This is a genomic window from Alicycliphilus denitrificans, assembly GCF_044792555.1.
Lineage (GTDB): Bacteria > Pseudomonadota > Gammaproteobacteria > Burkholderiales > Burkholderiaceae_C > Alicycliphilus > Alicycliphilus denitrificans_A.
Genome location: NZ_CP126238.1, coordinates 53,488 through 72,510, shown reverse-complemented (window position 1 = coordinate 72,510; position 19,023 = coordinate 53,488). Strand labels below are relative to the sequence as shown.

General features: G+C 70.2%; 13 protein-coding genes. 9 read left to right on the top strand and 4 right to left on the bottom strand.

Going from position 1 to position 19,023, the window contains the following annotated elements; genetic code table 11:
- Window positions 1-221 precede the first annotated feature (221 nt).
- From trpE to P7644_RS00290, 8 genes are all read left to right on the top strand, one after another.
- Window positions 222-1,721 carry an anthranilate synthase component I gene (gene trpE / locus P7644_RS00325; RefSeq protein WP_404301020.1) on the top strand — a complete coding sequence of 500 codons (1,500 nt, stop codon included), beginning with the start codon at window positions 222-224 and terminating at the stop codon, window positions 1,719-1,721.
- A complete protein-coding gene (locus tag P7644_RS00320) occupies window positions 1,718-2,056 on the top strand; it encodes a chorismate mutase (RefSeq protein WP_404301019.1) in 339 nt (112 codons plus the stop codon). Before trpE ends, P7644_RS00320 begins: the two co-directional genes overlap by 4 nt.
- Window positions 2,053-2,622, top strand: a complete 570-nt coding sequence (locus P7644_RS00315) for an aminodeoxychorismate/anthranilate synthase component II (RefSeq protein ID WP_404301018.1) — start codon at window positions 2,053-2,055, stop codon at window positions 2,620-2,622. Before P7644_RS00320 ends, P7644_RS00315 begins: the two co-directional genes overlap by 4 nt.
- Before the next feature lie 96 nt (window positions 2,623-2,718).
- Window positions 2,719-3,753, top strand: coding sequence for an anthranilate phosphoribosyltransferase (trpD, locus tag P7644_RS00310; RefSeq protein WP_404301017.1), 1,035 nt, complete (start codon window positions 2,719-2,721; stop codon window positions 3,751-3,753).
- A 41-nt stretch (window positions 3,754-3,794) separates the two neighbouring features.
- Window positions 3,795-4,595, top strand: coding sequence for an indole-3-glycerol phosphate synthase TrpC (gene trpC / locus P7644_RS00305; protein ID WP_404301016.1), 801 nt, complete (start codon window positions 3,795-3,797; stop codon window positions 4,593-4,595).
- Window positions 4,596-4,617: 22 nt separating this feature from the next.
- Complete coding sequence (locus P7644_RS00300; RefSeq protein ID WP_404301015.1) at window positions 4,618-7,287, top strand: diguanylate cyclase domain-containing protein; 2,670 nt, start codon at window positions 4,618-4,620, stop codon at window positions 7,285-7,287.
- Between the two features lie 45 nt (window positions 7,288-7,332).
- On the top strand, window positions 7,333-8,058 hold the full coding sequence (locus P7644_RS00295; protein ID WP_404301014.1) for a uracil-DNA glycosylase: 726 nt from the start codon (window positions 7,333-7,335) through the stop codon (window positions 8,056-8,058).
- A gap of 5 nt (window positions 8,059-8,063) precedes the next feature.
- Window positions 8,064-9,668, top strand: coding sequence for a gamma-glutamyltransferase family protein (locus tag P7644_RS00290; protein ID WP_404301013.1), 1,605 nt, complete (start codon window positions 8,064-8,066; stop codon window positions 9,666-9,668).
- A 69-nt stretch (window positions 9,669-9,737) separates the two neighbouring features.
- Here P7644_RS00290 and P7644_RS00285 read toward each other — a convergent pair whose 3' ends face one another.
- The 4 genes from P7644_RS00285 to P7644_RS00270 all read right to left on the bottom strand — a co-directional run bounded on the left by P7644_RS00285 (window position 9,738) and on the right by P7644_RS00270 (window position 16,769).
- Entirely contained in the window at window positions 9,738-13,328 is a 3,591-nt protein-coding gene (locus P7644_RS00285) for a hypothetical protein (RefSeq protein ID WP_404301012.1), read from the bottom strand.
- 110 nt (window positions 13,329-13,438) lie between these two features.
- A complete protein-coding gene (locus P7644_RS00280; protein WP_404301011.1) occupies window positions 13,439-14,326 on the bottom strand; it encodes a DMT family transporter in 888 nt (295 codons plus the stop codon).
- Entirely contained in the window at window positions 14,323-15,423 is a 1,101-nt protein-coding gene (gene queA / locus P7644_RS00275; RefSeq protein ID WP_404301010.1) for a tRNA preQ1(34) S-adenosylmethionine ribosyltransferase-isomerase QueA, read from the bottom strand. Before queA ends, P7644_RS00280 begins: the two co-directional genes overlap by 4 nt.
- A 98-nt stretch (window positions 15,424-15,521) precedes the next feature.
- A complete protein-coding gene (locus P7644_RS00270; protein WP_404301009.1) occupies window positions 15,522-16,769 on the bottom strand; it encodes an HD-GYP domain-containing protein in 1,248 nt (415 codons plus the stop codon).
- A 56-nt stretch (window positions 16,770-16,825) separates the two neighbouring features.
- Here P7644_RS00270 and recG point away from each other — a divergent pair, with 56 nt between their 5' ends.
- Entirely contained in the window at window positions 16,826-18,946 is a 2,121-nt protein-coding gene (recG, locus tag P7644_RS00265) for an ATP-dependent DNA helicase RecG (RefSeq protein ID WP_404301008.1), read from the top strand.
- Window positions 18,947-19,023: the final 77 nt, after the last annotated feature.

The window sequence follows — 19,023 nt, the reverse complement described above, 5'->3', positions numbered from 1 at the left end:
TGCTACACTTTGGCCCATGTTCGTTCATCGCACGTTCATTGCGGGTCGCAGCGACCGGGGAGCCTGGCCCTGGCGCAAGCCTGCGCGCCTGAATCCTTGATCGCACCTGGGCCGCGCCCGGCGTGCCCCCGTGACCCCCGCCCGCAGCTGCGGGCCGTCTCCCGAATGAACCAGCGGCCAGCGCCCTCAAGCCGGCGCGCCGCACGAGCTGGGAACCCTCTGTGATCACTGAACTGGAATTCAAAAGCCTGGCCCTGGAGGGCTACAACCGCATCCCCTTGATGGCGGAGGCCTTCGCGGACCTGGAAACCCCCCTGTCCCTGTACCTCAAGCTGGCCCATGGCAGGGGCGACGGCAGGAACAGCTTTCTGCTGGAGTCGGTCGTCGGCGGCGAGCGCTTTGGCCGCTACAGCTTCATCGGCCTGCCGGCGCGCACGCTGCTGCGCGCCAGCGGTTTCGGCAGCGCCGCCAAGACCGAGGTCGTGACCGACGGCCAGGTGGTGGAAACCCATGCGGGCAATCCGCTGGACTTCATTGCCGACTACCAAAAGCGCTTCAAGGTGGCGCTGCGTCCGGGCCTGCCGCGCTTTTGCGGCGGCCTGGCGGGCTACTTCGGCTACGACGCGGTGCGCTACATCGAGAAGAAGCTGGAGAACACCTGCCCGCCCGACAGCCTGGGCTGCCCCGACATCCTGCTGCTGCAATGCGAGGAGCTGGCCGTCATCGACAACCTCTCGGGCAAGCTGTATCTCATCGTCTACGCCGATCCGGCCGAGGCCGAGGCCTATGCCAAGGCCAAGAAACGCCTGCGCGAGTTGAAGGACCAGCTCAGGTACTCGGTCAGCGCGCCGCAGCTAAAGGCCAGCGAGAGCCACCCGGCCCAGCGCAGCTTTGCCAAGCAGGACTACCTGGCGGCCGTGCAGCGCGCCAAGGACTTGATTGCCGCGGGCGACTTCATGCAGGTGCAGGTAGGCCAGCGCATCCACAAGCGCTATACCGAAAGCCCGCTGTCGCTGTACCGCGCGCTGCGTTCGTTGAATCCGTCGCCCTATATGTACTACTACCACTTCGGCGACTTTCAGGTGGTGGGCGCCAGCCCCGAAATCCTGGTGCGCCAGGAGCGCACCGAGGAGGGCACCAAGGTCACGATACGCCCGCTGGCCGGCACGCGCCCGCGCGGCGCTACGCCGGAGAAGGACCGGGCGGTGGAGCAGGAGCTGATCAACGACCCCAAGGAGCGCGCCGAGCATGTGATGCTCATCGACCTGGCGCGCAACGACATAGGCCGCATCGCCAAGACCGGCACGGTGAAGGTGACCGAGGCCTTCGCGGTCGAGCGCTACAGCCATGTGATGCACATCGTGAGCAACGTCGAGGGCATGCTGCATGACGGCATGAGCAGCATGGACGTGCTCAAGGCCACCTTCCCGGCCGGCACGCTCACCGGCGCGCCCAAGGTGCATGCGATGGAGCTGATCGACCAGCTGGAGCCGACCAAGCGCGGCCTGTACGGCGGCGCCTGCGGCTACCTCAGCTACGCGGGCGACATGGACGTGGCCATTGCCATCCGCACGGGCATCGTCAAGGACGGCATGCTCTACGTGCAGGCGGCGGCGGGCGTGGTGGCGGACTCGGTGCCCGAGCTCGAATGGAAAGAAACGGAACACAAGGCGCGCGCACTGCTGCGCGCGGCGGAACTGGTGGAAGAAGGCCTGGAATGACCCGCGAAATCTCACGAGCCATAGACAACGTACAGCACTGCACCACGATGGAGGACGTGCGCCGCCAGGTCGATGCGCTGGACGACATCCTGGTGCCGCTGCTGGTCACGCGCGGCGGCTACATGACGCAGGCCGCGCGCATCAAGCAGGCCGAGCACCAGGTGCGCGACGAGGAGCGCATCGAGACCATCGTCGAGCGCGTGCGCGAGCGCGCGGCGCGCGAGGGCGGCCAGAGCGACGTGATCGAGGCCATCTACCGCAGCATGATGGAGGCCTACATCGCCTACGAGCACCGTGAATTCGCGCGCCTGCGCGCGCCAGGGGAGGCGTCATGAAGCTCTTGATGGTCGATAACTACGACAGCTTCACCTACAACATCGTCCAGTACTTCGGTGAGCTGGGCGCCGAGGTGCAGGTGTTCCGCAACGACGAGATCACGCTGGAGGGCATTGCCGCGCGCGCGCCCGACCGGTTGGTGATCTCGCCCGGTCCCTGCTCGCCGGCCGAGGCCGGCATCTCGGTGGCCGCCATCCAGCACTTCGCCGGCAGGCTGCCCATCCTGGGCGTGTGCCTGGGGCACCAGAGCATTGGCGCGGCCTTTGGCGGCAAGATCATCCGGGCCCAGGAACTGATGCATGGCAAGACCAGCGTCATCACCACCGACGAGAAGGGTGTGTTCACGGGCCTGCCCCGGCAATTCACGGTGAACCGCTACCACTCGCTGGCCATAGAGCGCGCCAGCTGCCCCGAGGTGCTGGAGATCACCGCCTGGACGGAGGACGGCGAGATCATGGGCGTGCGCCACAAGGAGCTGGCCATCGAGGGCGTGCAGTTCCACCCCGAGAGCATCCTCACCGAGCACGGCCACGCCATGCTCAAGAATTTCCTGGATCAAAAATAATAGCTTCCAGCGCTTGTTAGTAAATGATTTCAATTAGAAAAGTATTTGAAATCCTTATGCAGCAAGCGTGGGAAGCTATTAAATAAAAGGTACTTCATGACCCCCATCACCCCCCAGGAGGCGCTGCAGCGCACCATCGAGCACCGCGAAATCTTCCATGACGAAATGCTGCACCTGATGCGCATGATCATGGGCGGCGAGCTCTCGCCGGTCATGACCGCCGCCATCATCACCGGCCTGCGCGTGAAGAAGGAGACGATTGGCGAGATCACGGCGGCCGCGCAGGTGATGCGCGAGTTCTCCAACAAGGTCAGCGTGGCCGACACCACGCACCTGGTGGACATCGTTGGCACGGGTGGCGACGGCGCGGGCACCTTCAACATCTCCACCTGCGCCACCTTCGTCATCGCCGCCGCCGGCGGCAAGGTCAGCAAGCATGGCGGGCGCAGCGTCAGCAGTACCTCGGGCAGCGCCGACGCGATGGAAGCCCTGGGCGTGAACATCCACCTGCAGCCCGCGCAGATCGCGCAGTGCATCCAGGAGGTGGGCATAGGCTTCATGTTCGCGCCCAACCACCACCCGGCCATGAAGAACGTGGCGCCGGTGCGCAAGGAACTGGGCGTGCGCACCCTGTTCAACATCCTCGGGCCGCTCACCAACCCGGCCGGCGCGCCCAACATCCTGATGGGCGTGTTCCACGAGGACCTGGTGGGCATACAGGTGCGCGCGCTGCAGCGCCTGGGCGCCCAGCATGCGCTGGTGGTCTACGGCCGCGACGGGCTGGACGAGATCAGCCTGGGCGCCGGCACGCTGGTGGGCGAGCTGAAAGACGGCGTGGTGCGCGAGTACGAGATCCACCCCGAGGACTTCGGCTTGCGCATGGCGGGCACGCGCGCGCTGCGCGTGGACAACCCCGAGCAGTCCAAGGCCATGCTGCTCAAGGTGCTGCAGGGGGGCGAAGGCCCGGCGCACGACATCGTCTGTCTGAACGCCGGCGCCGCGCTGTATGCGGCGGGTGTCGTGCCCTCCATTGCCGAAGGCCTGCAGCGTGCGCAGCAGGCGCTGGCCAGCGGCGCGGCCCTGGCCAAGCTGCACGAGCTCGCGGCCTACACGCAACAGCTCGCGGCCTGACCGCCCCACCCACCCCACCGACAGCCCCAAGGAACCAGGCCATGTCCGACATCCTGAAAAAAATCTGCGACGTGAAGCTCGAGGAGGTGGCTGCCGCCAAGAAGCGCCTGCCCTTTGCCGACATGCGCCGCGATGCCGAAAGCCGCGTGCTCACGCGCGACTTCGAGGGCGCGCTGCGCGCAAAAATAGCCGCCGGCCAGGCCGCGGTGATTGCCGAGATCAAGAAGGCCAGCCCGAGCAAGGGCGTGATCCGCGCCGACTTCATTCCCGCCGACATCGCGCAAAGCTATGCCGAGGGCGACGGCAAGGTGAGCGCCGCCTGCCTGTCGGTGCTCACCGACCGCCAGTTCTTCCAGGGCCAGCCCGACTACCTGAAGCAGGCGCGCGCCAGCTGCCAGCTGCCCGTGCTGCGCAAGGACTTCATGGTCGATCCTTACCAGATCTACGAGTCGCGCGCCATGGGGGCGGACTGCGTGCTGCTCATCGCCGCCTGCCTTCAGGATGGCCTGATGGCCGAGATGGAGCAGATCGCCCGCAGCCTGGACATGGCCGTGCTGGTCGAGGTGCATGACGGCGCCGAGCTCGAGCGCGCGCTGCGCCTTGCGACCCCGCTGGTGGGCATCAACAACCGCAACCTGCGCACTTTCGAGGTCAGCCTGCAGACCACGCTGGAGCTGCAAAAGGAGGTGCCCGCTGACCGCCTGCTGGTGACCGAGTCCGGCATCCTGGCGCCCGCGGACGTGCACATGCTGCGCGATGCCGGCGTGCACGCCTTCCTTGTGGGCGAGGCCTTCATGCGCGCGCCCGATCCGGGGCTGGCGCTGGCGCGGCTGTTCGCCTGAGCGGCCCGCGGGTCTTGCCGCCATGCCTGTGCGCCCTCTGCACCAGCGCCATCGTCGGCAATGGGGCTGGTTTGCGCTGGCCTGGCTGCTGCTGGGCGTGCTGCTGGGCGCCCAGCTGTGGCGTGAGCGCCAGGAGGTGCAGGAGCGCGAGCGCCAGCACCTGAGCCAGCAGGCGGGCATCCTGCACGACAACCTGGCGCGCCAGCTCAATGCCATCAACCACGCCCTGGCCAGCCTCACGGCCTATGTGCAGCAGGGCAATGGCGGGCATGAGCGGCTGCAGAACCGCCTGCAGGCCTTCAGCGAGGCCATGGTCGGCGTGCGCACCCTGAGCGTGCTCGACGCCCGCGGGCGCGTGACGGCCAGCAGCCGGGCGGAGCTGGTGGGCGAGGACGTCAGCCAGCGGCCTTATTTCACGGCGGCGCGCGCGGCCACGGCGCCCGACACCCTGGTGGTCAGCCCGCCGTTTCGCTCCACGCTCGGGGTCTGGGTGATCGTGCTGGCGCGGGTCGTGCCGGGCCCCGATGGCGCCCTGGGCGGATTGGTGGTGGCCACGCTCGATCCTGAGGCATTCACCACCCTGCTGGCCTCGGTGCGCTATGCGCCCGACATGGTGGCCGGCCTGACCCATGGCGATGGCCTGCGCTTTGCCATGGCGTCCAGCCCGTCCGGCCCCACGGGGCCGCGCGAGATCGATCTTGACCGGCCCGGCTCGCCGCTGCGGCGCCATCTGGACAGCGGCCAGGGCGCCAGCCTGCTGACCGGCCCGGTCATGCCCGCGGGGGCGCCCCATCTGCTGGCCCTGCGCACCATTGCGCCGCCGCAGCTGAACATGGACAAGCCCCTGGTGACCGGGGTCGGGCGTGACTGGGGCGCGATACTGGCGCCCTGGCGCGCCCGGGCCTGGGCCCTGGGCGCGGCCTATCTGCTGACGGGGCTGGCGCTGGCGGCGGCCCTGGGCTTCATGCAGCGGCGCTGGCGCGAGCTGGCGCTGCACGAGCGCAAGCTGGCGCGCCAGGATGCCCAGATGCAGGAGCGCTGGGCCGCCGTGCTGCAGGCCACGCACCAGGGCATCTGGGAATGGGACCTGGCCAGCGAGCATTGCTATTACGCGCCCACCTGGAAGTCCATGCTGGGCTATGACGAGCAGGACATTGGCGATCAGGCGCGGGACTGGCTGGAGCGCATCCACCCCGATGACGGCGCACGCGTGCAGGCCGAATTGCAGCGCCACCTGAGCGGACAGGCGCCGTGGTACGAAAGCATGTACCGCATGCGCCGCAAGGACGGCGGCTACCAATGGGTGCAGGACCGCGGCCGCGTCACCGCGCGCGACGCGCAGGGCCGGCCGCTGCGCCTCATAGGCACGAAGATCGACGTCACCGAGCGGCGCGCCCTGCGGGAGCGCCTGGACCGGCTGGTGGGCAACGTGCCCGGCATGATCTACCAATACCAGCTGGAGGCCGACGGGCGCAGCCATTTCCCCTACGCCAGCGCCGGCGTGCAGGACATTTACGGCTTTACGGCCGAGCAGCTGCGCGCGGATGCCGCGCCGGTGTTCGGGCGCATCCACCCCGCCGACCTGCCGCGCGTGAGCGAGAGCATCCGGCAGTCCGCGCAGTCGCTGCAGACCTGGCGCGACGAATACCGCGTCATGCTGCCCGGGCGCGGCGAGCGCTGGCTCAGCGGCCAGGCCAGCCCGCAGCGCCTGGACGACGGGGCCGTGCTCTGGCACGGCTACCTCCACGACATCACCGAGGCCAAGCGCCAGGCCCTGCAGCTGCAGGAAACCGAGCGCGTGCTGCAGCAGCTGATGAACGATATGCCCATAGGCCTGTGCATGGTGGATGCGGAGCACCGCATCTACTTTCGCAACCGGCGCTTCCTGCAGGACTTCGGCCATGCCGAGGCCAGCGCCCCCACGCTGCGCGAGTGGTCGCTGCAGGCCTACCCCGACCCGGCGTACCGCCAGCAGGTGGGCCGCACCTGGAAGGAGGCCGTGGCGCAGGCGGCGCACAACGGCGGCCAGATCCCCGAGCGCGACTACCGCATCACGACGCGCGACGGCGCGCTGCGCGCCGTGGCCATTGGCGGGCTGGTCTTTGGCGGGCATTTCCTGGCCACCTTCGTGGACCAAACCGAGCAGCTGGCGCAAAGCGAGCGGCTGCGTGCGCTGGCCTACATGGACGGACTCACCGGCATTGCCAACCGGCGCCATTTCGACCAGCAGCTGCAGGCCGAATGGCGGCGCTGCCGCAGAAGCGGCAAGCCACTGTCCCTGGTGCTGCTGGACATCGACTATTTCAAACAGTTCAACGACCTGTATGGCCACCAGCGCGGCGATGAATGCCTGCGCACCGTGGCCGTCACGCTGCGCGGCCAGCTCGGGCGTTCGCACGACCTGGTGGCGCGCTATGGCGGCGAGGAATTCGTCTGCCTGCTGCCCGAATGCGACCTGGCCGGTGCCACCATGAAGGCCCAGGCCCTGCGCCAGGCCGTGCAGGCGCTGGGGATCGCGCACGCCGGCTCGGCCGTGGCCAGCGTGGTCACCATCAGCCTGGGCGTGGCCTGCCAGATTCCCGATGGCACCAGCAGCCCCGAGGCCTTGCTGGCGCGCGCCGATGCCCAGCTGTATTGCTCCAAGAGACAGGGGCGCAATCAGGTGGGCGACAGCCCTGAATTGCTCACTTAATAAGAGCTGTTTGCGCTTGTTTAATAAGCGTTAGAGACCAATTTGATGCAAGAAATAATAACCGATGCCGCCAGCCAGCTGCGCAGCGCCCAGCCGGCCGACTGGCCCGTGGCACCGGGCTGGCAGGCGCTGGTCGATGCTTTCTTTGCCAGCGCGCGCGGCCAGGAGCTGCTGGACTTTCTGCGCGCGCGGCTCGATGCCGGAGCCGCCATCTTCCCGCCCCGGCCGCTGCGCGCACTCGAACTCACCCCGCCCGAGGCCGTGCGCGTGGTCATCCTGGGGCAGGATCCCTATCACGGCCGCGGCCAGGCCGAGGGGCTGGCCTTCTCGGTCGCGCCGGGCGTGCGCCTGCCGCCCTCGCTGCAGAACATCTTCAAGGAAATGCAGCGCGACCTGGGCGTGCCCTTCCCGCCGTTCCCGCAGCCCGGCGGCAGCCTGGTGCAATGGGCCAAGAGCGGGGTGCTGCTGCTCAACACCTGCCTGACGGTGGAGGAGGGCCAGGCCGCCAGCCATGCCGGCCGTGGCTGGGAGCAGCTGACCGACGCCGTGATCCGCCAGGTGGCCGAAGGTGTGCGGCCCGTGGTCTTCATGCTCTGGGGCAGCCACGCCCAGTCCAAGCGTGCGCTGATACCGCAGGACCGCGGGCACCTGGTGCTCACCTCCAACCACCCCTCGCCGCTGTCGGCGCTGCGCCCGCCCCGGCCCTTCATCGGCAATGGCCATTTCGGCCAGGCGCGCGCGTTTCGCCAGCGGCAGAGCACCCCGGAGTGAACATCATGTCCAACGCGCCAGCCCTTGATTGGTCACTGCCCTATGCCTCGCGGCGCAGCGCGGTGCTGGGGCGCAACATCGTCGCCGCCTCGCAGCCGTTGGCGGCGCAGGCGGGATTGCGCATGCTGCTGGCCGGCGGCAATGCGGTGGACGCGGCCATCGCCACCGCCATGGCGCTGACCGTGGTCGAGCCCTCGGGCTGCGGCATCGGCAGCGACGGCTTCGCCATCGTCTGGGATGGCCAGGGGCTGCACGGCCTGAACGCCTCGGGGCGCGCGCCCGCGGCGTGGACGCCCGAGTATTTCGCCCGGCTCGGCGGCATTCCCGAGAAGGGCTGGAACGCCGTCACCGTGCCGGGCGCCGTGTCGGCCTGGGTGGCGCTGTCCAGGCGCTTCGGAAAACTGCCGTTCGCGCGCCTGGCCCAGCCCGCCATCGATTACGCGCGCCAGGGCTTTCCCGTGTCGCCCACGATTGCGCGGCTGTGGCAGCTGGGCGCCGCCAAGCTGGGCGACCAGCCTGGCTTTGCCGAGTGCTTCCTGCCCGCGGGCCGGCCGCCGCGCGCGGGCGAGCTCTTTCGCAGCGAGGCGCAGGCGCGCACGCTGGAGCTGATCGCCGCCAGCGAGGGCGAGGCCTTCTACCGCGGCGAACTGGCCGAGCAGATGGCCGCGCACGCCCAGGCCCATGGCGGCGCGATGACCGTGGACGACCTGGCCGCGCACCGGGCCGACTGGGTCGGCACGGTGAGCCAGCGTTTCGGCGATTCGGTGGTCCACGAGATCCCGCCCAACGGCCAGGGCATCGCGGCGCTGATGGCGCTGGGCATGCTGGACGCCCATGGTGTCGGCGCGCATGGCGTGGATGATGTGCAAACCGTGCATGCCAGCATCGAGGCCATGAAGCTGGCCCTGGCCGACCTGCAGCAGTACAACGCCGACATCGACTGCATGCAGGTCGCGCCCGCCGACCTGCTGCGCCCCGATTACCTCAAGCGCCGCGCCGCCCTGATCGATCCCGCACGCGCGGCTGCGCCCAGCTATGGCGCGCCGCGCCCCGGCGGCACGGTGTACCTGGCGGCGGCCGATGCCTGCGGCATGATGGTTTCGTTCATCCAGTCCAACTACATGGGCTTCGGCTCGGGCGTGGTGGTGCCGGGCACGGGCATCAGCCTGCAGAACCGGGGCCACGGCTTCCACCTGATTGCGGGCCATGCCAACCAGGTGGGTCCGGGCAAGCGCCCGTCGCACACCATCATTCCGGCCTTTGCCATGCATGCCGACGGCAGGCCGCAAATGGCCTTTGGCGTCATGGGCGGGCCGATGCAGAGCCAGGGCCACCTGCAGATGGCGCTGCGCGTGCTGCGCTATGGCCAGAACCCCCAGGCCGCGGCCGATGCGCCGCGCTGGCGCGTGACCGGCGGGCGCGGCGTGGCCGTGGAGCCGCATTTCGATGCGGGCGTGGTGCAGCAATTGCGCGCGCGCGGCCACGAGGTCACGGTGGAGGCGGGCGACGGCGTGTTCGCCTTCGGCGGCGCGCAGCTGGTGCTGCGCCAGGGGGATGTCTACATCGCCGGATCCGATCCGCGCAAGGATGGCTGCGCGGTGGCGTTTTAGGAAAAATCGGCCTGTAGCGCTTGCCAGTAAATCGTTGGCAGCTATCTTTTCAGGACTGGTGCCGCAGCTTCAGCGCTTTTCCATCTGCCCGGTCGCCGGTGCCGGCAGCCACAGCTCCATGGTTTTCGGCTGGCCCTTGAGGTTGGTGGGCAGGGCGCTGACCAATACCTTGCTTTCGCCCGGTGCGGCCCAGCGCTGTTGCAGCGCCCGCGCCAGCCATTGTGCGCAGTCGACCACCTGGGGGTCGTGGACGATGAGGGTCGGCTGCTGCCAGGGCACGGGCGGGCGCTGCTGGCGCAGGGCCGCGCTGCGTGTCACGTTCTCGATCGGGGCGATGCGCAGCTGGCCGTCCCCGGCATCCTGCAGCTGCTGGCGCAGCTGCTCGGCGCGCGTGCGCATGGCCTCGTCGTAGATCTGCGTGTAGAGCCGCGTGCCCGCTGGGCAGCTGGCCTTGAGCTGCGCCGCCTGGGCGGTGCTGATCGCGGCGCTCCAGTCCAGCATGGTGCTGGCGGCAGGCGGGGCCGCCGCGACGATCTCGCCTTGCGCCGGCGTCGCCACGCTGGCGATGCGCGCCTGGCCGGCCAGCAACGCCCACAGCGGTGACAGATGCCCGTGCAGCTGCGCCCACAGCGGCGCCAGGAGCGCGGCCGCATCGGGCTGCTGCTGGGGCGGGTGCCAGTAGCTCAAGGCGTTGCTGTCGCTGCGCTGCTTCTGCGCCACGTCGCACAGATCCTTCTGGTGTTCGCGCTCGGTCGCGCCGCAGTCGTGCGCCGGCGGGGGGCCGGCTTCGCACTGGGTCTTCAGGCGCTCCAGCAGCCGGGTGACGGTGATCTGCTCGGCGGCGCTCAAGCGCCCGCTGCTGTCGAGCGCCCGCAGTTGCTCCACATGCCCCAGCGTCTGCGCGCCCACGCGTGTGCAGCCGGCCGCCGCCAGCAACTCCTTGGACGAGTCGCCCAGCAGCTGCCTGATCTCGGCCTGCTGGCTGTCGGCCGCGCGGTTGAGCTGCTCCTGCACCTGCCATAGCGACAGCAGCAGCGTGCCCGTCACGCCCAGGCCCACCGAGGTGCCTATGGCCGCCGCGCCCGCGCCGCGCCGCCAGCGCGGCACGCCGGCCTGCGCGTCCGCCGGCTGTGGCGGATGGACCTCGGGCGGCTGGTGCAGGCGCGGGGTTAGCGCCAGCCTGTGCAGCTGCACCCGGTCCCAGCCCGGCAGTTGGGCGAGCCAGCGGTCGTAGAGCGCCTGGCCGGTGTCCTCGCCCAGGCGCTGGTAGCTTTCCCACTGGGCCTCGTCAAAAAACTGGTCGCCCGTGGACTCGTGCGGAAAGCGCGGGTGGCGCTGGGCATAGGCCAGCAGATCCATATCCAGGCCCACATGCAGATTCGGCTTGACCACCAGCAGCGTGGCCTCGCGCTCGCCATGCGCCGGGTCGCTGCGGCGGTAGCGTATGCGCGCCAGCAGCACGCCGCGGCGCGTGCTGTTGTCGGCCAGCTCGTCGGGCGAGAGCACGGTCAGGCCGTCGCCGGACAGGCTCAAGAGGCGCGCGGCCTCCTGGCGCGTATAGAACTCGATCTCCGCGTCCAGGTCGATGCGCGCCTTGCGCACCAGGTTCTCGATGTCGGCAAAGCGGTAGCCGGGGTCGGCGCTGGCGTCCGAGAGGATGATGAAGTCGCACTCGCGCTTGATCAGCGCGTACACGCCGGTGTTGTCGAAATGGCCGCCGTCCGACAGGTACCACCAGGGCCGCGCCTGGCCGAAGAACATGGCGCGGGCCTCGCTCCACAGCATCAGCGGCTTGGGCGCGCGCTGCCACAGCCAGTCCTTGAGGCGCGGCAGCGCCTGCGGCAGGGGCGAGGCGATCCAGTGGCCCAGGCGTATGCCGAGCAGGAACATCACCAGCGCCCAGCCGCGCGAGGTATAGGCCCCCGCGCCGGGCGCGGCGGCGGCGCCCGATACCGCCACCCAGCGCCCCAGCGTGCCGGCCGTGCGGGCAGAGCAGCCGGGTGCGCCGTTGTCCTCCCAGCGCACCACTTCGTGCGGGCCCACCTCCAGCGCACGCGCCGAGGCGATGGCCAGCAGCCCCTTGCGGTCGGCGTTGAACAGGCCCGAGGCGTCGTTGTGCGTCTGGTTCAGGCAGGCGCCTATCAGGTGCAGGGGGCCGCCCTGGTCCTCCGGGCGGTGCGCGGTGAGAGCGATGTCGTCGCCCTCGGCCACCTCGGTCACGCTGCGCAGGCGCTGGTCGGCCGGGGTGAAGGGGGCGCACAGGCCGCGGCGGCGGTTGCCCACCGCCAGCCAGGCGCGCACCAGCCGCGCCTGGTAGAAGCCCGACAGCGACGATGCATTTGCCGCCTGCGGCAGCCGCGCCGTGGCCAGCCACCAGGCCAGCGCCAGCAGGGCCAGCATGGCCCAGCGCAGCCAGGCCGGCCAGTCGCGCACCGCCGGCAGCGGATCCTGGGCGAACACCCACCACTGCACGGCCAGCAGCCAGGCCATCAGCAGCAGCACGGCGCCCAGGTGGCCGGCGATGTTCAGCAGCTGCGGGCCCAGCGCCAGGGTGCGCCGCGCCTGGGCCTGGATGGCCAGCTGCTGCAGCACCGGCGCCAGGGCGCGCAGCGCCAGCAGCAGCGCCCCGCCCAGGCCCAGGCCGCCCCAGACCCATTGCGGCGGCTGGGTGCTGGAGAGCATCAGCAGCAGCTGCCAGCTGGCCCAGTCCAGCGCGCCGGCGCAGGCCAGCAGCAGCCAGCCCAGCAGCGCAGCGCGCAGCCCGTAGGTGAGCCGGTTGCGCAGCCGCGCCACGGCCAGCGGGCGCGGCTCCCGGGCCAGCGCCAGGTGCGCCATGGCGCTGGCATGGCCGAGGGCGGCCGACCACAGCGCCAGCGCCAGCAGCGGCATGACCGGCGCGGCCTGGCGCCAGGCCTGCAGCAGCGGCGGCTTGCCGGGAAACATGCTGAGCAGCAGCGCCAGGGCGATCAAGCCCGCTAGCAGAAAGCTGTCGGCCGGGTAGAGGCGGCGCGTGCCCAGCTCGGGGCTGCATGTTTCCGGCGCCGCCCAATAGCCCACCAGCAGGCTGGGCAGCAGGGCCGCGGCCCACAGCAGGGCGAGCGCGAACCAGGAGGAGGGCCAGTCCTGCCAGGCTGCGGCATCGATCAAGCCCAGGCTGTGCTGCAGCAGGTGCGGCAGGGTCAGCAGCAGCGCCACCAGCACCAGGGCGAAGAAGGCCTCGATGTGCACCGCCAGGAAGGCGCGCAGGTAGCTGACGATGAGGATGCCGACATCGCGCGAGCCCGCCGGCGTCAGGTAGCGGCCGTTGCTGCGCAGCCAGTCCAGCACCGGCGAGCCGCCGGCGGCCAGCATCTGTTGCGCCGCCTTGAGCCCGAGTGCGCTCACCAGCCGCCCCAGCATGGCGCCTACATAGCCGCCGCCGGAGATGCTGGAGAGATAGTCCACGCGCGCCAGCAGCCCCTGCGCCGCCAGGCCGCGCAGCAGGCCCAGGCCGAAGGTGGCGCTGCGCACGCCGCCGCCCGACAGCGCCAGCCCCACGGTGGGCAGCTGGCGCGCGCGCGCATTGTCAAAGCCGGCCCGGCGCCGGCGGCGCAGGATCGCCGCGCGTTCATCACGCCGCAACTGCTGCGGCGCCGAGCGGGGGGACGAGGGGGCGGCCATGGCTTGCACGATAGGCGCGCGCCTGGGCGCCGTCAACTGCCGGGCGTTTGAGGTGAAATGGCTCTGTATCCCTTTTGTGTAAAGCGTAACCAGCTACGCTTTAAGGAGCATCAACGCGTCTCGCGCACGGTCAGCCAGGTGCTCGCCGCGCCGCTGGCCGCGATCAGGCAGATGCCCAGCAGCGACCAGTGGTCGGGCATATGGCCGTACACCGCCCAGCCGGCCAGCATGGCGAATGCGATCTGGCTGTAGAGAAAGGGCGCGATGGTGGCCGGCGTGGTACGCGCATAGGCCCGCAGCAGCAGCAGGTGCCCCAGCGCGCCCGATAGGCCCATGGCGACCAGGCCCAGCCACACCCAGGGGTCGGTGATCGCGGCCCACACGAAGGGCGCGGCCAGCGTCATCAGCGCCGCGGCAATCCAGCTGGTGTAGAACTGAGTGGTGGCGGGGTCTTCCTGGCCGGCCATGCGGCTGCTCAGCACCTGGTAGCCGGTGCTGGTGGCCAGCATGCACAGCGGCAGCGCCAGGGCCCAGGTGAAGGCATGGCCGTCCGGGCGCAGGATGAGCAGCACGCTGGCCAGCCCCGTGGCCACCAGCAGCCAGCGCAGCGCGCTCACCGGCTGGTGCAGCCACAGCGCCGCCACCAGCGTCACGCACAGCGGCGTGGCGGCCACGACGGCGGTGAACTCGGCCAGTGGCATGAAGTGGATGCTGAAGATGCCGAACAGGCTGGTGGCGGAAAACAGCAGCGCGCGCAGCATCTGAAAGCGCGGGTGGGCGGTACGCGGCCAGCGCCAGCCCGTGCGCGGCAGGACATAGGCGCAGGTGAACAGCGACTGCAGCAGGTAGCGCAGCCATAGCGCCAGCAGCAGCGGCGTGCTGGCGCTCACCAGCTTGGTGGCGGTGTCCAGCAACGCAAAGCAGGCGCAGGCACCCACCGTGAGCGCGATGCCGGCCAGGGCCGAGCGTTGGTGCTGGCCGGCCGGCGCGGCGCTCATGGCCGGCGGCGCTCCAGCAGCATGGCGTCGCCGTAGCTGAAGAAGCGGTAGCGCTGGTCCACGGCGTGGCGGTACAGCTGCATGATGTGCTCGTAGCCGGCGAAGGCGCTGACCAGCATCATCAGCGTGCTCTTGGGCAGGTGGAAGTTGGTGAGCAGCAGGTCCACCACCTGGAAGGCAAAGCCCGGCGTGATGAAGATGCGCGTGTCGCCCGAGGTCTGGCCGCTCTGGGCCCAGGATTCGAGCGTGCGCACCGTGGTCGTGCCCACGGCCACCACGCGAGCGCCGCGCTGGCGGCAGCGCTCCAGGGCGGCCAGCGTGGCCAGGGGTATCTCGTACCACTCGCTGTGCATCTGGTGCTCGGCCAGGTTCTCGCTCTTCACGGGCTGGAAGGTGCCGGCGCCCACATGCAGCGTGACGCTGGCGCGCTCCACGCCGCGCTCGGCCAGCTGGGCCAGCACGGTTTCGTCGAAATGCAGCGCCGCCGTGGGTGCGGCCACGGCGCCGGGCGCGCGCGCGAACACGGTCTGGTAGCGCTCGGCGTCCTCGGCCGCGTCGGGGTCATGGCCGGCGTTTTGCTGGCGCGCGATGTAGGGCGGCAGCGGCAGGTGGCCGTGGCGCTCCATCAGCTCCCAGGGCGTCTCGCCCGCCGGGCCGTGCAGCCGGAAGCGAAACAGCGGGCCGTGCGCGTCGGGCCAGCGTGAGAGCAGGGTGGCGTCAAAGCCGCCGCGGGCCGCGCCGCCCGCCATGTGGATGGTGGCGCCGGGCAGCGGCTTCTTGCTGACCTTCATGTGGGCCACGACCTCGCCATCGGCCAGCACGCGCTCTATCAGCAGCTCCAGCCGGCCGCCGCTGGCCTTCTCGCCGAACAGACGCGCCTTGAGCACGCGCGTGTCGTTGAACACGAGCAGGTCGCCAGGTGCCAGCAGGCCGGGCAGTTCGCGGAAGATGCGGTCGGTGGGCGGGCTGGCACGCCCGTCCAGCAGGCGCGAGCTGCTGCGCTGGGGCGCGGGGTGCTGGGCGATGAGCAGCTCGGGCAGCTCGAAGTCGAAGTCGCTGAGGGTGAAGGCGCGGGGGGCAGTGCTGGGGGCTGGCATGAAGAGCTTGAGGGCCGGACGGGCCCGTTCCAAGAAAAGCGGGTGATTGTCCCAAATTCGGCCGCGCCCCGTGGCCGGGTGCGCGTGCCTGCCGGCGGCTACCAGGGCCGCTGCGGCAGGCCCGACCAGAGCACGTCCAGGTCTGGGAACTGCCATGACCCGGGATCTTCGCGTCCCTCGATCCTGTCCGTGCAGCCGGGCGCCGACAGGTCCAGCGTCGCGGGCGGGATGCGCAGGCCCGAGCGGGTGGAGAAAAACACCTTCACATGCGGCATGGTGAGGGAGCCGCCGCCTTGCGCGGTGACCACGCCCAGGTGGCCCGAGCTGAGCCGCACCAGCGAGCCCACGGGGTAGATGCCCACGCTTTTCACGAAGGCATGGAACAGGCGGGCGTCGAAATGCTGGGGCGCCCACTCGGCCATGCGGCGCAGCGACTCGGCCGGGTCCCAGCCGCGCTTGTAAGGGCGGTTGGAGGTGATGGCGTCGTACACGTCGCACAGGGCCGTCATGCGCGCCAGCAGGCCGATCTGCGTGCCCGCCAACCGGTGCGGATAGCCCGTGCCGTCCACTTTTTCGTGGTGGTGCAGGCAGGCGTCGAGCACCGGCTCCGGCAGGCCGCCACCCCGCAGCATGGCGTGGCCGGCCCCGGGATGGCGGCGTATCTGGGCAAATTCTTCATCGGTGAGCTTGCCGGGCTTGTTCAGCACCGCCAGCGAAATGGCGGCCTTGCCCAGGTCGTGCAGCAGGCCGGCCAGGCCCGCCATGCGGCAGGCGTCTTCATCCATGCCGGTCTGCCGCGCCAGCGCCAGCATCAGCGCGCACACGGCCACCGAATGCATGTAGGTGTATTCGTCGGCGCTTTTGATGCGCGCTAGGCTCAGCAGGGCGTGGGGATGGCGTGTGACAGAGTCGGAGATCTCGTCCACCAGGCCCTGGGCGCGGGTCACGTCGATGGCGCGGCCCATGCGCACCTCGCCGAACATCGAAACCACCGCCTGCTTGGCGTGGGCGCAGATCGCGCTGGCGCGCTGCAGCTCCTGCGCCATCGACGCGGGGCCGTGCAGGGGAGGCTCGGATGGCGGCGCCTGCTGCAGCCGCTGCAAATCGCCGTCCACCTGGGCATCGACCTCGGCGCGCGAGCTCGCCGTCGTGCCGGCGGCCACGTCCAGCCCGCGGGCGGTGTCGATCCAGACCTCCTGGATGGCCGTATCGCGTATGCGCACCAGGTCCTGCGGGTCTTCGAGCAGAAAGCGCGTGCGCCAGAACGGGTGCTCCATCCAGGAGCCGCTGAATTCGTGCAGGTACATCCCCAGGGTCAGGTGTTGCACATGGATACGCTTGAGCATGCGGGGTGGACGGCGATACGGCGGTGTGGGCGGCACGGCATGGTAGCCTTTTTGCCGTGACCGTAACCGAATGTTCATCCGCCGCCGCCCGCTCCCGTCCCGCCAGCCCCGCGCAGCAGGCCCTGGTCAAGCTGGGCCTCACGCGCGACATCGACCTGGCCCTGCACCTGCCGCTGCGCTACGAGGACGAGACGCGCATCACGCCGCTGCGCAACGCGCGTGAGGGCGACACGGTGCAGATCGAGGCCACGGTGACGGCCAGCGAAGTGCAGCTGCGCCCGCGCCGCCAGCTGGTGGTGACGGTGGAGGACGGCACGGGCAGCTGCGAGCTGCGTTTTTTCAGCTTCTACCCCTCGCACCAGAAGACCATGGCCGTGGGCGCGCGCCTGCGCGTGCGCGGCGAGGTCAAGGGCGGCTTCTGGGGCCGGCAGATGCTGCACCCGGCGTTCCGCAAGGCGGAAGGAGCGTTGCCCGCGGCGCTGACCCCCGTCTATCCCACGGTGGCGCAGCTGCCCCAGGCCTACCTGCGCCGGGCCGTGGCCAGTGCGCTCACCCGCGTGGAGCTGCCCGAGACCCTGCCGCCGGGGCTGCAGCCGCCGTTGGCCAGGTTTGATAGTAAAAATGGCCTGCAGCGCCTGTGGAATCTGCGCGAAGCGCTCTTGTTTTTGCATCATCCCACGCCCGATGTGGCGCTGGCCACGCTGCAGGACCACAGCCACCCGGCCTGGCAGCGCCTGAAGGCCGAGGAACTGCTGGCGCAGCAGCTGTCGCAACTGACCGCCAAGCGCGAACGCGCCCGCCTGCGCGCGCCCGAGCTGCGCCCGCAGCCCGGCGCGCTGGCGCTGCACGAGCAGCTGCTGGGCGCGCTGCCCTTCGGCCTGACGGGCGCGCAGCGCCGCGTGGGCGAGGAGATCGCGCACGACCTGGGCAGGTCCGTGCCCATGCACCGGCTGCTGCAGGGCGACGTGGGCTCGGGCAAGACCGTGGTCGCCGCGCTGGCCGCCACCGTGTGCATGGATGCGGGCTGGCAATGCGCGCTGATGGCGCCCACCGAGATCCTGGCCGAGCAGCATTTCGCCAAGCTCATCGGCTGGCTGGAGCCGCTGCTGGCCGCGCGCGGGCTGCAGGTGGCGTGGCTGGTCGGCGGGCAGAAGAAGAAGGTGCGCGCCGAGATGCTGGAGCGCATCGCCAGCGGCCAGGCGGCGCTGGTCGTGGGCACGCATGCGGTGATCCAGGAGCAGGTGCGCTTCAAAAACCTGGCGCTGGCGGTGATCGACGAGCAGCACCGCTTCGGCGTGGCCCAGCGCCTGGCGCTGCGCCAGAAGCTGCAGCATGACGGCATGGAGCCGCACCTCTTGATGATGAGCGCCACGCCGATACCGCGCACGCTGGCCATGAGCTACTACGCCGACCTGGACGTGTCCACCATCGACGAGCTGCCGCCCGGGCGCACGCCCATCGTCACCAAGCTCATCGCCGACAGCCGCAAAACCGAAGTCGTCGAGCGCATCGGCGCCCAGGTGGCGGCGGGGCGGCAGGTGTACTGGGTGTGCCCGCTGATCGAGGAGAGCGAGGCGCTGGACCTGTCCAACGCCACGGCCACGCATGTGGAGCTCAGCGAGGCGCTACAGGGCGTGACGGTGGGCCTGCTGCACTCGCGCATGCCCGGCGCCGAGAAGAGGGCGGTGATGGAGGAGTTCAAGAGCGGGCGCATGGGCGTGCTGGTGTCCACCACCGTCATCGAGGTCGGCGTGGACGTGCCCAACGCCTCGCTCATGGTCATCGAGCATGCCGAGCGCTTCGGCCTGAGCCAGCTGCACCAGCTGCGCGGGCGCGTGGGGCGCGGCGCGGCGGCGTCGGCCTGCGTGCTGCTGTACTCCACGGGCGACTCCGGCCGTCTGGGCGAGACCGCGCGCGAGCGCCTCAAGGCCATGGCCGAGACCAGCGATGGCTTCGAGATCGCGCGCCGCGACCTGGAGATACGCGGGCCGGGCGAATTTTTAGGCGCGCGCCAGTCGGGCGACGCGCTGCTGCGCTTTGCCGACCTGGCCACCGACCAGCTGCTGCTGGAATGGGCGCGTGAACTCGCCCCGGTGATGCTGGACCGCCACCCCGACCTCGCCCAGCGCCATGTGGCGCGCTGGCTGGGTGGCAGGTCCGACTATCTGAAGGCCTGAGACCTTGAACACGCTCTGAGCACGCATTGCGTGCATGGCGCCGCGCGGCATTGCACAATGGCCGCTTCAGCAGGCTT

Excerpts from the sequence above, each read along its gene's own strand:
- P7644_RS00320 (WP_404301019.1), top strand. The coding sequence starts at position 1,718 with ATGACCCGCGAAATCTCACGAGCCATAGACAACGTACAGCACTGCACC.
- P7644_RS00315 (WP_404301018.1), top strand. The coding sequence starts at position 2,053 with ATGAAGCTCTTGATGGTCGATAACTACGACAGCTTCACCTACAACATC.
- trpD (WP_404301017.1), top strand. The coding sequence starts at position 2,719 with ATGACCCCCATCACCCCCCAGGAGGCGCTGCAGCGCACCATCGAGCAC.
- trpC (WP_404301016.1), top strand. The coding sequence starts at position 3,795 with ATGTCCGACATCCTGAAAAAAATCTGCGACGTGAAGCTCGAGGAGGTG.
- P7644_RS00300 (WP_404301015.1), top strand. The coding sequence starts at position 4,618 with ATGCCTGTGCGCCCTCTGCACCAGCGCCATCGTCGGCAATGGGGCTGG.
- P7644_RS00295 (WP_404301014.1), top strand. The coding sequence starts at position 7,333 with ATGCAAGAAATAATAACCGATGCCGCCAGCCAGCTGCGCAGCGCCCAG.
- P7644_RS00290 (WP_404301013.1), top strand. The coding sequence starts at position 8,064 with ATGTCCAACGCGCCAGCCCTTGATTGGTCACTGCCCTATGCCTCGCGG.
- P7644_RS00285 (WP_404301012.1), bottom strand. The coding sequence starts at position 13,328 with ATGGCCGCCCCCTCGTCCCCCCGCTCGGCGCCGCAGCAGTTGCGGCGT.
- P7644_RS00280 (WP_404301011.1), bottom strand. The coding sequence starts at position 14,326 with ATGAGCGCCGCGCCGGCCGGCCAGCACCAACGCTCGGCCCTGGCCGGC.
- queA (WP_404301010.1), bottom strand. The coding sequence starts at position 15,423 with ATGCCAGCCCCCAGCACTGCCCCCCGCGCCTTCACCCTCAGCGACTTC.
- P7644_RS00270 (WP_404301009.1), bottom strand. The coding sequence starts at position 16,769 with ATGCTCAAGCGTATCCATGTGCAACACCTGACCCTGGGGATGTACCTG.